General features: G+C 63.5%; 14 protein-coding genes. 6 read left to right on the top strand and 8 right to left on the bottom strand.

The features are described from left to right. Window positions 1–43: 43 nt before the first annotated feature. From ABEG21_RS03830 to ABEG21_RS03840, 3 genes are all read right to left on the bottom strand, one after another. The gene (locus ABEG21_RS03830) at window positions 44–268 is read right to left on the bottom strand and encodes an EscF/YscF/HrpA family type III secretion system needle major subunit (RefSeq protein ID WP_347555947.1); all 225 of its coding nucleotides are present in this window, start codon (window positions 266–268) and stop codon (window positions 44–46) included. Window positions 269–407: 139 nt separating this feature from the next. Continuing rightward, window positions 408–713, bottom strand: coding sequence for a hypothetical protein (locus ABEG21_RS03835; protein ID WP_347555948.1), 306 nt, complete (start codon window positions 711–713; stop codon window positions 408–410). 29 nt (window positions 714–742) lie between these two features. Next, window positions 743–2,683 carry a hypothetical protein gene (locus tag ABEG21_RS03840; RefSeq protein ID WP_347555949.1) on the bottom strand — a complete coding sequence of 647 codons (1,941 nt, stop codon included), beginning with the start codon at window positions 2,681–2,683 and terminating at the stop codon, window positions 743–745. Window positions 2,684–2,772: 89 nt separating this feature from the next. On the opposite strand from ABEG21_RS03840, the gene ABEG21_RS03845 reads away from it, so the two are divergent. Next, window positions 2,773–3,138 (top strand): STAS domain-containing protein, encoded by a 366-nt coding sequence (locus ABEG21_RS03845; RefSeq protein WP_347555950.1) that lies wholly within the window; start codon window positions 2,773–2,775, stop codon window positions 3,136–3,138. Window positions 3,139–3,172: 34 nt separating this feature from the next. Here the strand turns inward: ABEG21_RS03845 and sctV are convergent, their stop codons facing one another. From sctV to ABEG21_RS03870, 5 genes are read right to left on the bottom strand one after another with little or no spacing between them, the layout of a single operon-like run. Beyond that, window positions 3,173–5,269, bottom strand: a complete 2,097-nt coding sequence (sctV, locus tag ABEG21_RS03850; protein ID WP_347555951.1) for a type III secretion system export apparatus subunit SctV — start codon at window positions 5,267–5,269, stop codon at window positions 3,173–3,175. Window positions 5,270–5,298: 29 nt separating this feature from the next. Further along, window positions 5,299–5,760, bottom strand: a complete 462-nt coding sequence (locus tag ABEG21_RS03855) for a hypothetical protein (protein ID WP_347555952.1) — start codon at window positions 5,758–5,760, stop codon at window positions 5,299–5,301. A gap of 1 nt (window position 5,761) precedes the next feature. Beyond that, window positions 5,762–6,220 carry a hypothetical protein gene (locus ABEG21_RS03860; RefSeq protein ID WP_347555953.1) on the bottom strand — a complete coding sequence of 153 codons (459 nt, stop codon included), beginning with the start codon at window positions 6,218–6,220 and terminating at the stop codon, window positions 5,762–5,764. Between the two features lie 26 nt (window positions 6,221–6,246). Then, window positions 6,247–6,870, bottom strand: coding sequence for a hypothetical protein (locus tag ABEG21_RS03865; protein WP_347555954.1), 624 nt, complete (start codon window positions 6,868–6,870; stop codon window positions 6,247–6,249). Beyond that, a complete protein-coding gene (locus tag ABEG21_RS03870; protein ID WP_347555955.1) occupies window positions 6,863–8,266 on the bottom strand; it encodes a TyeA family type III secretion system gatekeeper subunit in 1,404 nt (467 codons plus the stop codon). Before ABEG21_RS03870 ends, ABEG21_RS03865 begins: the two co-directional genes overlap by 8 nt. A gap of 354 nt (window positions 8,267–8,620) precedes the next feature. Here ABEG21_RS03870 and ABEG21_RS03875 point away from each other — a divergent pair, with 354 nt between their 5' ends. From ABEG21_RS03875 to sctE, 5 genes are all read left to right on the top strand, one after another. Next, window positions 8,621–9,016, top strand: coding sequence for a hypothetical protein (locus ABEG21_RS03875; RefSeq protein ID WP_347555956.1), 396 nt, complete (start codon window positions 8,621–8,623; stop codon window positions 9,014–9,016). 30 nt (window positions 9,017–9,046) lie between these two features. Further along, window positions 9,047–9,577 carry a hypothetical protein gene (locus ABEG21_RS03880; protein WP_347555957.1) on the top strand — a complete coding sequence of 177 codons (531 nt, stop codon included), beginning with the start codon at window positions 9,047–9,049 and terminating at the stop codon, window positions 9,575–9,577. Between the two features lie 201 nt (window positions 9,578–9,778). Then, window positions 9,779–10,309 (top strand): hypothetical protein, encoded by a 531-nt coding sequence (locus tag ABEG21_RS03885; protein WP_347555958.1) that lies wholly within the window; start codon window positions 9,779–9,781, stop codon window positions 10,307–10,309. Next, on the top strand, window positions 10,246–10,821 hold the full coding sequence (locus ABEG21_RS03890) for a SycD/LcrH family type III secretion system chaperone (protein ID WP_347555959.1): 576 nt from the start codon (window positions 10,246–10,248) through the stop codon (window positions 10,819–10,821). Before ABEG21_RS03885 ends, ABEG21_RS03890 begins: the two co-directional genes overlap by 64 nt. Continuing rightward, window positions 10,818–12,113 carry a type III secretion system translocon subunit SctE gene (gene sctE / locus ABEG21_RS03895; RefSeq protein ID WP_347555960.1) on the top strand — a complete coding sequence of 432 codons (1,296 nt, stop codon included), beginning with the start codon at window positions 10,818–10,820 and terminating at the stop codon, window positions 12,111–12,113. Before ABEG21_RS03890 ends, sctE begins: the two co-directional genes overlap by 4 nt. Window positions 12,114–12,174 lie beyond the last annotated feature (61 nt).

The following is a 12,174-nucleotide window of genomic DNA, read 5'->3' on the forward strand; positions in this document are numbered from 1 at the left end:
GCGGGGAGACGTTGGTCCGATCCGGCGACGGACGCCAGCGTCTTCATGCCATTTTTTGCACGATGCCGGTAAAGGTATCGTAGAGACTCTTCACCAGTGTGCTGTTCAGGTTCGACATCATCGACCATTTGCCGATCAGCCCCTGGAATTGAATCAATTGGGTCGTCGACAGGTCAGGCTGACCGATGAATTGATTCATGCTCGTCTCGACCGACGTCAACGTCGTGCCGAGTGTGCTGATGATGCTGTCGGGTGAGAAAGTGGACATACGGATACCTGTGCAAGGTTAGCGAGGGGAAGGGGGCGCCGCGCTGTGTGAGTGACCGGATCGGCGGCCTTGTTCCCTGCCCCAGCCGGTATCGCGTGGCGCCGAGGCGGATGTCAGGCGACGCGGTTCGCGTGCGACGTCATCGCTTCGGCGCACTCGGCGCATGGGCGGCATCCGGTCCCAAGCTCAGACGCATCGCGTCGACCAACGACAGCGCCGCGTCCAGCGCCGCCACGCAGGTGCGCGCGACCGCATAGCGTTCGGGCGGCATGCCGGCCTGGACCTCGCCGCGCAGACGGTCCGAGATCGACGCCAGACGTGCTGCTATCACGTCGCATTCGGCCCGGGTACCGGGGCGACCGGGGATGCCGATGGGGGCGTCGCCCGGCGCAAGCGGTGGCGCGGTGCTGGACATCGGCGCGGTGGGAGGCAAAGAGCGAGTCATGGCGTCGTTTCCTGGGACAGAAGGGAGGCTTAGCGCTGCAAGACGATCCGCGTCGAAGCGGGCGGCGATGACGATATGCCCGACACGACGCCCGGGACACGATCGAAGACCACAGCGTCGTCGTCGACATGGACCAGCCGGAAGCCGCGATAGGTGCCGCCGGGCAGAAGCCGCACGCTGCCGTCCACGACGACCGAGGGCAACGGGCCGCTACTGATCGAGACGATCGCAAAGGGCAACTGGGCCGGCGCGAACATCGCCCGGCTGCCGGCTATCAGCGTACGAATCGGGATTCGATCGCCATAGCGATTGCGGAAGCCCTCCACGGTATGTTGCAGTTGGCCGATGTCCGTTCCCGCTGGCGCATCCAGCAACAACTGCCCGACCCTCTGCGATGCGTCGCTACGGTCGGCGCGGCGGCTGGCGGTATCGACGCCGACGAGAGTGTTGCGTTCCCAATGGATGGCGGCGCGCGGCAGCCTCGCCTGGGCCAAAGCGGCCGCGAGCGCCCGCACCGCGCCGTCGGTCGTCAGCAAAGCGGCATCGTTCAGCGTGGCGTTCGGCACCGCAGCGGCAAGCGCGGCGTGCAAGGCGGCACGCAACGTCGGCAGCAGGGGATCGTCCTCGCTGCCGTTCGGCAGGACCGCGTTCGGTGTGGCGTTCGGTGCGGCGGTGGGCGTGTCGGTCGTCGGGGCGCCTGGGAGCGATGTCGCTGCCCCCGCGCCGGTCTCGATCGTCCTGGTCGGCATGGCAAGCAGCGCATCGGGATCGGATGGTGGCAACACCACGCCGCGGATGCGTAACGTGCCGACACTGCCGGCGTCGATACTCAGAAACGGGCCGAAACGCGCTGCCGCGTCACGGCCGGCCTGGACCGCATCCGCGACGATGTCGATACGCATCGCCGGCATCGGCGTCAGGCGCGCCAACGCCGCGGAAAGCCGATCGCGCGCGGCGTCGTCGGCAACCCAGCCGGAGACGACGACATGGCCCTCGCTGTCGACATCCGCTCGAATACCGTCGATCCAGCCGGCGGCGCGCAAGGCCATCCGGGTCTCCGTGAGGCTATCGACGGTAAGCGTCGTGGTCGGCATCGGCGGCGTCGGAGCCGGGCCCGGTAGCACGCGGATCAAGGCGACCAAGGCCGCGACGATGGCGAGGACGCCCACGGCCATGATCCAGCGCATCGGTAGGCCGTTGCCGTCCGTTTGCCATCGGCCGAATCCGCGACGCCAGCCGAATAGCGGCCCGCGCGCTCTTTTGTCGTCGCGCGAAGGTGCCGCCGACGCATCGTGCCCGTCAGCGCCCGGCGTCGATGGCGGGATGGTTTTCTCCGCCGCCATTGCGTCTTGTCCGGCAGAACCGAGGGGCGCTTCCGACTCGCTCGGGCGCCCGTCGACATCGAGCGCTGCCGATTGCCGGGCGTCGTGCGCTTCGTCGTCGATCGCGTCGGATGCCATTTGTGGCGTATCGTCGAGCGACTGGGGCGTGGACTGTGTGTCGTCGCGTACCGCTGGCGTCGGCGCGTCCGGCAAGAACACGGCGGGCCAGGACGCGTCCGCACGGGACACCGTGACTGTCAGCGGACCGATGTGGACCGGCTCGTCGAATGGCGTGGCGGTGTCGTTCCGGCGCGCGTTGTCGTCGTTATGGCTGTCGCTTTGTCTGTCGCCGCCCTCGTCGGCGGACATCGCGGGCGCCGACGCGCGCGACGCGTGTCGGCGCAGGTGCCAGCCTGTGACGCGGCCGTCGTCCACGCGTATCAAGCGCACCAGCAGCGTTGCCTGTGCCACGACCTCGTCGGTCAAGACGATGTCGCAATCCTCGCCTCCGCCTATTCGCAGCGTTTCGCCCGGCTGCAGGACGATCTGCGCGCCGGCATGCCAACCGCGCAGGATACGAAACGCGAACTCGGCCGATGCCTGTGATGCAGCTGTTTCGCGCTCCGCTGAGAAATCCTGAGGTTTCATCGTCTATCTATTTTTAGGATATGAAGCACGAAGCACGTCACTGAGTGGGCGTTGGCGGCATGTTGCCGAGACAAACCGGAAGCAGAACCATGCAGATAGACCAAACGGAACAACAGGGCTGGCAGGTCATGCACCTCAATGGGCGCCTGGACGGGAACGGCGCACCGCTTCTCGGACGGGCGATCGATGCCTATCTCGACGACGGGGGGCGCCATCTCGTGCTCGACTTGTCGCGGCTGAGCTATATCAGTTCCATCGGTTTGCGCGTGCTGTTGATGGCCGGTAAACGGCTGGCGCGCCCGAGCGCCGGTGCCGCGCCCGAAGGGGGCGTCAAAGGCCAACTGGTGCTGGCGACGTTGAAAGCCAATGTCCGTGAGGTGTTCGAGATGAGCGGCTTCATTGCGTTGTTTCCCGTCATCGACGATCTGACGGCGTTGCAGCCGGCATCGGGCTGACGTTTGCAGCGGCACATGCATGATCGAACCTGCGTCAGAGAGCGATACGATCAAGAGGCTGGACGTTGATCTCCGATGTCAACTCTTGATACGACAGCACCGGCAGCTCGTAGAAGTCGGTTTCGATCAGCTTGCGCATATAGCGCCGGATATCCATCGACGTCAGCATGACCGGGGCGTGCGCGCCACTGCGCAGATCGCCCACGACATGCTTGATCGCGGCGATCAGTGATTTCGAGACAGAGGGATCGAGCGCGAGATAGCTGCCGCCGGAGGTCTGCCGAATGGCGCTTCGCACGGTATCCTCGATCGCCGGCGATAGCAGGTAGGCGGGCAGCACGTTGTGGCTGCTGGCGAACTTGTAGCTGATCTCGCGTTTCTGGCTGATGCGAACATATTCGGTCAGCAGCACGGTGTCCTTTTCCTTCTGCCCCCATTCGATCAGCGCCTCCAGGATGCCGCGCAGATTGCGCACCGAGATGTCTTCCGAAACAAGCCGCTGCAGGATTTCGGCGATTTTCTGGATCGGCATCACGCGCATCGTTTCCTTGACCAGATCCGGGAAGCGGCCTTCCATCGATTCGATCAGAAAGCGCGTCTCTTGAATGCCGATGAAATCCGCCGCGTATTTCTTCAGGACGAAGGCGAGGTGGTAGGTCAGGATCTGGCTGGCGTCCATCGTCCCGATGCCGACGTTGGTCAAGGTCTGCCGCAATTCGGCATCGACCCACAGAGTCGGGATGTTCGGCAGAAAGGTCGCGTCCGTTTCGAACGGCACTTGCAGCGCTTCCAGATTGCGTTGCGTGTCGCGTGCCAGCAGATGGTTCGGACGGAGACGGCCGCTCGCCACCGGCACTTCGGACAACAGCACGCTGTAGCGCTCATCGGCGAGCGTATTCGTGAAGCGCAACGAAATGCCGGGGAAGGGCACGCCCAGATCCGCGTACAGCGCCCGTCGGATCTTGATCAATTCGCTATTCAGGACATTCGCGCTGAACGTGCTGCGCAAACCCGATGCGACATCGACGCTGAGCGGCACCGTCGGCGTGAACTCGGTATGTTCCTCGGTGGGCTCCGGCGATTCCGCGCCTTGTCCCGCCGCGCGCAGTCCCGGGATTTCCGAGACGGCGCCGGTCTTCGCATCGACGACCCGGCGCGTGGCGCGCAGCAAGACGAAGCCGATTACACCGGCTGGAATCGCCAGGCTAATAAACACGGCCATCGGCATGCCCGGAATCATACCCATGCCCAGTGCAACCCCTGCGCCGATCAGCAACGCGCGAGGCTGCTGCAGGATCTGGATGCCGATATCGCGGCCGACGTTCGACTCGCCTTCGCCGCTTTGCACGCGGGTCACGATAATGCCGGCACAGATGGCGATGAACAGGGCGGGGATCTGAGCGATCAGGCCATCGCCGATCGTCAGAACCGAATAGGTGCTGATCGCTTCCGCTATCGGCATGCCGCGTTGGACACTGCCGATGATGATGCCGCCGAGCATATTGACGAAAACGATGATGATGCCGGCAATCGCATCGCCTTTGACGAACTTCATCGCGCCGTCCATCGATCCGTATAACTGGCTTTCTTTTTCGACCCGTGAGCGGCGCTTGCGCGCTTCGGTCAAATCAATAGCGCCGGCGCGCATGTCGGCGTCGATCGACATCTGCTTGCCCGGCATCGCGTCCAGCGAGAAGCGCGCGGCCACTTCCGCCACGCGTTCGGCGCCCTTGGTGATCACGATGAATTGCACGATCGTCAGGATCAGGAAGACGACGAGGCCGACGACGAGATTGCCGCCCACGACGAAGTTGCCGAAGGTCTCGACGATATGCCCGGCATCACCTTGCAGCAAGATCAGCCGCGTCGTGGAAATCGAGATGGAAAGTCGAAACAGCGTGGTGATCAGCAATACCGAGGGAAACGAAGAAAACGCCAGCGGTGAGGGCAGGTACATCGCCACCATCAGCAGGATCGCCGACAGCGTCATATTGATCGCGATCAGCGTGTCCACGAGCCAGGTGGGCAGCGGCAGGATCATCATGAACACGACGGCGACCAAGACGAAGGCCAGCACGATGTCGTTACGACTGGTGGCCAGCGCTACCACGCGTTGCAGGGTTTGATACATGATTGGCCGGGGAGAGGGAGAGGAGGGCGTTAAACGTCTGCCGCGGCGCGCGCATCGACGGCCGCGCGCAACGGGTCTGCCGCGAAGGCCACGGCGAAGGCCCGCATCGCTCGCGCCGCTTCCTCATGTCGGCCGAGCGCGCCGAGAATCTGTGCACGCAGCAGTTGGTACGGGGCCTGCACCTGAAGCGCGATGGGGATGGTCGACAGCGTCGTGAATGCTGCTTTCGGCTTGCCGGACCGCAACTGCGCCAGCGCAAGCGCGCCCCGGATCGGGTCGTCGGCCGCCGCGTTGTGGGCGAGCAGGACGAACAGGGCGACGGCGCGCTCGGCCCGATCGTGCGCCAGGAACAGGAAGGCGAGGTGCGCGATGAAGGCGCGGTCGCCGCGGTTCTCCACCAGCACGGGCGGCGTTCGCACCTGCGCCGCAAACGGGGCGACCGATGCGGGCCCGAGTTGGCGTAGCGGCGACGCGTCGCGTGCGGCAGTCATGTCACCCTGCCAGCAACAGGCCGCGGAGCATTGCCAGCTCGGCGCGCATCTCGGCGGTCGACGTGAGTACCCGCAGCGCCGAGCGCATGATCTTTGTCGATGCGTCGCCGGGATCGCCGCGCGCGGCAAGTTTCTGCTCGAGCAATACGCAGGCTTGATCGAGTGCCTGCCCATAGCCTCGGGGCGTCGTGAACGATTGCGCGTCAACAAGCGGCGCAGACGCGAACGCCGATGCCGATGCAGCGTCCGCGTTGCCGCTTGCGGCACTCGGGCCACCCAGCGCGGCGGTCAAATAGACATCCAGGCCCTGCTCGCGAAATAATCGCTGCAACGGCCCGCTTGCCGGGCTGGTCGTCGGCAGCAGCGAAGCCGGCCCGGCCGGCAGGCGAGGACGGTCGGCGGCGTCGAGCTGGCTGACATCGGTCAGGCCGTGATCCAGGCGATAAGGGTGCAGTTCCATCTTTCTCGATCAAAATCAAAACGGGTCTATCGGTCTATCGCATGCGGCTGCCATCCGTGCAGATAGCGAAGCGCGGCCTCGGCCTCGTCCAGTTGCAGTGCCTCGCCGTGCAAGCGGACCATGACAATCAATGCATCCTCCCGTACGTGGGCGTCCTGCTGCGTCTGAGCGGCCACATGGATCGTCCAGTTCGGACGCGCCCTGCGTGATGCATCGGTGGCGTTGGACGCGTCGCGGTTCCGTCCCGCCAGCATTTCTCCCGATGTCGCGGCAACGCGCTGCAGCGCTTCCAACAGATGACGCGGTAAATGCGCCGTCACCGGAAAAACCGCGTGCAGGAGCAAGGTTTCACCCAGCGGCTCGATGCCGATCCGGGCCCCGGAGTCGAGGCGCAACTCCGTGCGCTGCCGGCTCTGTGCCGCCTCCACGGTAAAGCCAACCCGCTCCGCCAGTGCTTCCATCACCGCCAGCACCGCTTGCGAGGTCTGCTGCACGTCATGCCTATCGCGCAATGACGGCAGGGACTGCGCCATGTGCGCGGCATAGCGGTATGGCGCCGCGAGCGCATCGGCTGCGTTTAGGCCCGGGCCCGGGCTCGGTATCGGCGTCGACCCGGACGTACCATAGGGATTGCCTTGGGGATCAGACACCGGCGTTCTCCTCGTCGATCAGATCGTCCAATGCATGTTGCACGGCGTCGCGCGCGCGACCCCGTTGTAGTGCATCGACGAATACCTGCTCCGGCATATCCCGCACCACGACGCCGAAGCCGGTCAGAAAAGGGATGGCGCGCGCAATAACGGGCGATACGCCCGCGTCGGACTGCGCCACGACGCCGGACGTATGTCCTGCGTTGCCGATGCTCTCGGTGGAAACCGGCCGGTGATCGGCTTCCGCCGCGATTGTGCGCGCGAATTGCACGAATGCCTCCGGTGCGAAGTAGGCCTGATCGGTCAACTCGACAGCTTTGCGCATCGTCTGCAAGGCGACGGCATCCGCGTTGGACGGGGAGCGGGGGTGCAAGGTCGCGGCCAGCGTGTCGCATTGCTGCAGCACCGTGACGGCGGTGATGATGTGCGACTTTTCCGTCAGCAACGCGTGCAGATGTTCCCTGTCTACCGAAGGGCGCAGCGCCTCGATATCGCGTCCGACCGCCTGGATAAACCGTTCGAGTACTGCCTGCGCCGTCGTGCCGACGCGCGTTTCCGCGCCCGGGGAAGCATCGATGATGTCGCCCGGGTCCTTGGCTTGCAGCATGTCGACGCCGTCCAGTACGCGGAGCAGGACCGACGCGATGCGCGTGTCGCCTTCGACCAGCGTCGTGTACGACGCCTGCAGCGATACGATCTCGGCCGCGTCCCACTGCCGCGTCGTGTCCGGCATGTGCCAGACACCGCGCGTATTCAGATCGGCGCGGATGCGCGTGCCGTGTGACAGCTCCAGCTCCTGCGTCATGTCTTGCAAGCGCTCCAGGATGGCTTCCGCGTCTTCCCCGCCGGCACCGCCGCGACGGCGCGCAGTGCCTGCCCGGGGTTGCGCGCCGTCGCCGTCGCTGCTGTCGTCGTCCGATGCCACGGCCCCGCGACGCAGCGCGCCGGCGGCCTGTTGCAATGCGAGGAACAACTGCGTCGGATTGTTGTCGCACCGTTCCCGCAACATCTGCTGCATCGTTTCCGGAGAGCCCTGTTGAAGATCGGCGACCAGCTCCTCACGGGCACGCTGTATCTCTTCGTCCTTTTGCAGCGTTTCGGCGAGCAATTCCGCCAGCGCCTCCGGATCGATCCACTCATGCGCTTCCGCCTCGCGCAGATCCCGCTCGGCTTCTTCCTTGCCTTGCAGCTCGGACTTGAGCAGTTCCGCCAAGGCGTCTGCTTGTTCGGCCAGCCGTTCGCCGTGTTCGATGCCTATCAACGCGTCGCTGACGAAGAGCGGCGCGGCATCGTACAGATTGCTTTGACGGGTAGCGGCATCGGCGCGCGTGCCGGCAGGATCCAATGCATTGGGATTGGACTGTGGCGGCCCGTTGCCGATCGAGAATGCGGTCATGGTGATGACTGGATGAAAGCGAAGAAACGATGCGCCAGGAAACGAAGCGGTGCAACGCAATACACGCCTGGTGCGATCGATGCATGGTTTGATGGCAAAAGGAAAGTAACCGGTCGGCGGCGTGGGTTCCCGCACCGGCCGATTCGCTGACCTGCATCCACGACTTTTTGCCATGGACCGTCCTTGCCGGAAGAAATGACGGACGCCGGCTCGCCGGCATTCCGGATAGGGAACCAGAATCGACGGCACGGTACTGAAGGAGCACGCCTTCGCGCGGCGCTGCGCCGATAAAGGCGATGGCGCCCGAGTAGGGGGGTGATCGATGTTCCGACGTTTTCATTCGCAGGAGGGTCTGTGTCCACGCATTCAGAAACGGGTAAGCCTTATGTCGATGCAACTGCCGCGCAGTCTCCCGCCTCGGACAATCCGACGCTGACGCCTGGCGATATCGAGATGGACGCGCGCATCGCTGCCTGTATTGCGAGCCGCGAGGAAACGATCGAGCAGGCCGAGTCCTTATTGATTCGCAGCAACGCCGTGCTGGCGGAAAGGGGCCTGGATCAACGGTGGGTCATGTCGCAGCTTTCGCCGGAGGAGTTGGCGAAGGTCAATGAGATGAATGCGCAGGACGAGGCGGAGATGCACGACGCGGTCGCGCGCGAGCAGGCGGCGCAGGCCTTTGCCACGGCCGAGAAGAAAGATTCCCTGGGGGGCGCGGGTCCATTACGGCGGCCGCGTTCTTTTATTTGAACGTGTTTTTAACAGAGAAGGAGGGGTGCGATGTCATCTCCGCTATGTGTCGACGGGTCGATTGCGTTGACTGGGAATTTCGAAACCGATTTGAACCTGGTGATGGCGGCGCGTCTGTCCACAAGTGAGCAGAGCATTCAGGGAAAGCTCGGCGCGATGCGAGACTCGGCCGAGCAGATGAAGAAGTTCAACGTTCTGTCCGGCGACATGTCTCGGCTGGCTGCCAGTATGAAAACGAACAACCCGGACAAGACCTTGGGCCTGCCCGACGCCGATCAAGAGAAAATCCTCGAGGTGATCGGCAAGCATTGCCACGCGGCCGGCGTGGAACTCAGTGCGCTGCTGGGAACCGACGCGCTTTCCGAGGTTACCTATAACCAACTGACGACCGCGGCCGCGTCGATGCGTCAAAGGGCCGATTCGATTGGCAGCACGAGCCAGACGGATCAACTGATGATGCAGCAATCGATGAGCAAGATGGGCCAGATCGTCGATCAGTGGTCGAACATGATGTCGAAGTTGGCACAGGCAAGGCAGACGCCCATTTCGAATATGCGTTGACCTTTATCGGTGATGCATTGAGAGAGCGTGTGACCGCGTCGGTTTCTATCGGCGGCCGTAACCGGCTATAGCGGGATGGTGCCAGCGCGCCATCTCGCGGTACGCGTCGTCGGATGGTAAAGACGTCTCGGGCGCAGCCAGCGCGGTATGCCGCCCAGGGCCTTTTATTTGAGATATGTGAAATATCAAAGGAGACGCGCGATGTCATCCCCAGTGTCTGGCAGCGGTCCCATCGAATTGACCGGGAATTTAGAAACGGATTTGAACCTGGTGATGGCGGCACGTCTGGCGACGAGTGAAGGCAATATCACGGACAAGCTCAATGCCATGAAGCAATCGACGGAGCAAATGAAGAAGTTCAATGCGCTGTCCTCTGATTTCTCGCGTCTGGCCGCGAGTATGAAAACGAGCAGTCCGGACAAGGCATTGGGGGCACTAAACGCCGAACAGGGCCGAATTCTCGACGATATCAGGAAAGGCTGCACGGAGGCAGGCGTGCCCTTGGACTCCTTGCTTGGCAGGACAGGCATGTCCACCGTGACATTGAATCAATTGACGACCGCGGCGTCGTCCGTGCGCCAGAAAGCGGATTCGATCGGCAGCACGAGCCAGACGGATCAGCTGATGATGCAGCAGGCCATGAGCAAGCTGGGCCAGATCGTCGATCAATGGTCGAACATGATGTCGAAGCTCGCGCAGGCGCGGCAGACGCCCATCTCGAATATGCGTTGACCGTTATGAGCGACCAGACCGAAGGAAGCGAAGAAAGCACGGCCTCGTCGGACATCCCCGAGGTCGCGAGTCGCTGGTTGGAGTGGGTTGCGCAAGGTGGCCTGTTGCGGGATTTCGTCGGCGTCGACGAATCGCAGATGGAGGCGGCGTATCACTACACGACCCAGCTCTATCACCAGAAACGCTATCAGGAAGCATTGACCCTGTTCACGTTTCTGAACCTGCACAACCAATGGGAAAGCCGTTACCTGATGGGGATGGCCGGTTGTGCGCAGATGCTGGGACGTTTCGAGGACGCGCTGTCCTCCTATGGCGTGGCTGCCAGTCTGGCCATGTCGGATCCCTCGCCGCAGTATCGCATCGCGGAATGTCTGATCGCGTTGCAGATGCGTGAAGAAGCAGTAGAGACATTGCGATTCGTCATCGATCTTGCCGATGCGCCCGCGCACATCGCGTTGCGCGCACGTGCCCAGGCCATGCGCGATTGGCTGATGCGGGAGACAAAGGCATGAGCGATACGGCACTGCCGCCGGACGGTATCCGGCCACCGCTGAGTGGGGCCATGGGCGACGATCCAGGCGGTATTGCTGCCGCGCCGCCGGGCACGGGCCGTGGCGCCGTCGACCCGAACAAAGGGGCCGCTACGGCTACCGGTGCGCTGGGCGTGGGCGGCGGCGCCGATCAGGCGATCGATCCCTTGCGTGCGGTGCGCGACTTTTTGCGTGCTTCCGGCTTGCCCGATGGCGCCGGCGGAGGCGGCGACGATGGTAACGGCGCGCCGGCATTGGCGCCCTCGCTGCTCACCGGGAATACCGAAGATCTGGCAATCGCGATGCAATTGATGCAGGCGAGTTTTTCCAATGCCCAGGCCGACACGACGATGGGCGACATCAAGAACAATGCCGTGAAGCTGAAGGCCAGTCAGGCTGAACAGAACGCCAACTACAAGAAGTCCGTCGAGAGCGCGCGCGAGGCGGAGGCCCAATCGGGCGGCATCCTCGGTTTTTTCAAGAAGCTTTTCAAGATAGTGGCCGCGGTCGCCGCCGTCGTGTTGTCCGCCTTGGCGGTGGCCGCCACCGCCGGCGCAGCGGCGCCGCTGTTGGCCTTTGCCGTTGCCGGAACGGTTGGCGCGGTCATCGGCCTCGTTAGCGAAATCAGTCAGTTGGCAGGCGGTCCGGCGATTTCGATTTCAGGGCTGTTGACGAAGATGGGCACGGCATTGGTGAAAGCCTGTGGTGGTTCGGATAAAGAGGCGGAACAGCTTGGAAAGGTGGTCGGAAACGGTATCGGTTTTCTGCTCGGCGCGGTCGATCCTTCGGTATTGGGCGAGCTGGTGGGCGGCATTGCGGCAGTGTCGGGCGCCAGTCCCAACGTCATCGCCATCGTGACCGTCGTTGCGACGCTGGCGACCGTGGTGGTGACGGCGCTGGCCACGGGCGCGATGTTCAAAGGCGCGGAGAGCGCGACGAAATTGGCCGGGACCTTGGCCAAGATGTCGGGTCTGAAGTATGGCTTGACGGTGACGAAAGGTGTCGCCGAGGGCAGCAGTAGTGTCATCGCCGGAACGCAAGGCATCATCGTTGCAAAACACCAATTGGACGCCGATCAGGCACGTGCGGATGCGAAAGCCTCGTCGGTCAAGACCCTGAAACTGCAGCAGCAGATGGACGATCTGCTCGACGATATTCGCAAGATGTTCGAGGACGTCGAGGAAAGCTATCGCGGCGCGTCGCAGATGTTGGGCCGCGCCTCGCAGTCGTATCAGTTGCTTGCGCGCAATATGGGCGGTCGCGTGGGTGCGTGAGGTCACGCGCCCATGTCCCGATGTCCCGACGTTCGAATAAGGCCGCGCATGATCGATTCAT

The sequence above is a fragment of the Robbsia sp. KACC 23696 genome (assembly GCF_039852015.1).
In the GTDB taxonomy this organism is placed as follows: domain Bacteria; phylum Pseudomonadota; class Gammaproteobacteria; order Burkholderiales; family Burkholderiaceae; genus Robbsia.

What these genes read in the sequence shown, in the direction of transcription:
- ABEG21_RS03830 (WP_347555947.1), bottom strand. Translation starts at nt 268, where the DNA reads ATGTCCACTTTCTCACCCGACAGCATCATCAGCACACTCGGCACGACG.
- ABEG21_RS03835 (WP_347555948.1), bottom strand. Translation starts at nt 713, where the DNA reads ATGACTCGCTCTTTGCCTCCCACCGCGCCGATGTCCAGCACCGCGCCA.
- ABEG21_RS03840 (WP_347555949.1), bottom strand. Translation starts at nt 2,683, where the DNA reads ATGAAACCTCAGGATTTCTCAGCGGAGCGCGAAACAGCTGCATCACAG.
- ABEG21_RS03845 (WP_347555950.1), top strand. Translation starts at nt 2,773, where the DNA reads ATGCAGATAGACCAAACGGAACAACAGGGCTGGCAGGTCATGCACCTC.
- sctV (WP_347555951.1), bottom strand. Translation starts at nt 5,269, where the DNA reads ATGTATCAAACCCTGCAACGCGTGGTAGCGCTGGCCACCAGTCGTAAC.
- ABEG21_RS03855 (WP_347555952.1), bottom strand. Translation starts at nt 5,760, where the DNA reads ATGACTGCCGCACGCGACGCGTCGCCGCTACGCCAACTCGGGCCCGCA.
- ABEG21_RS03860 (WP_347555953.1), bottom strand. Translation starts at nt 6,220, where the DNA reads ATGGAACTGCACCCTTATCGCCTGGATCACGGCCTGACCGATGTCAGC.
- ABEG21_RS03870 (WP_347555955.1), bottom strand. Translation starts at nt 8,266, where the DNA reads ATGACCGCATTCTCGATCGGCAACGGGCCGCCACAGTCCAATCCCAAT.
- ABEG21_RS03880 (WP_347555957.1), top strand. Translation starts at nt 9,047, where the DNA reads ATGTCATCTCCGCTATGTGTCGACGGGTCGATTGCGTTGACTGGGAAT.
- ABEG21_RS03885 (WP_347555958.1), top strand. Translation starts at nt 9,779, where the DNA reads ATGTCATCCCCAGTGTCTGGCAGCGGTCCCATCGAATTGACCGGGAAT.
- ABEG21_RS03890 (WP_347555959.1), top strand. Translation starts at nt 10,246, where the DNA reads ATGGTCGAACATGATGTCGAAGCTCGCGCAGGCGCGGCAGACGCCCAT.
- sctE (WP_347555960.1), top strand. Translation starts at nt 10,818, where the DNA reads ATGAGCGATACGGCACTGCCGCCGGACGGTATCCGGCCACCGCTGAGT.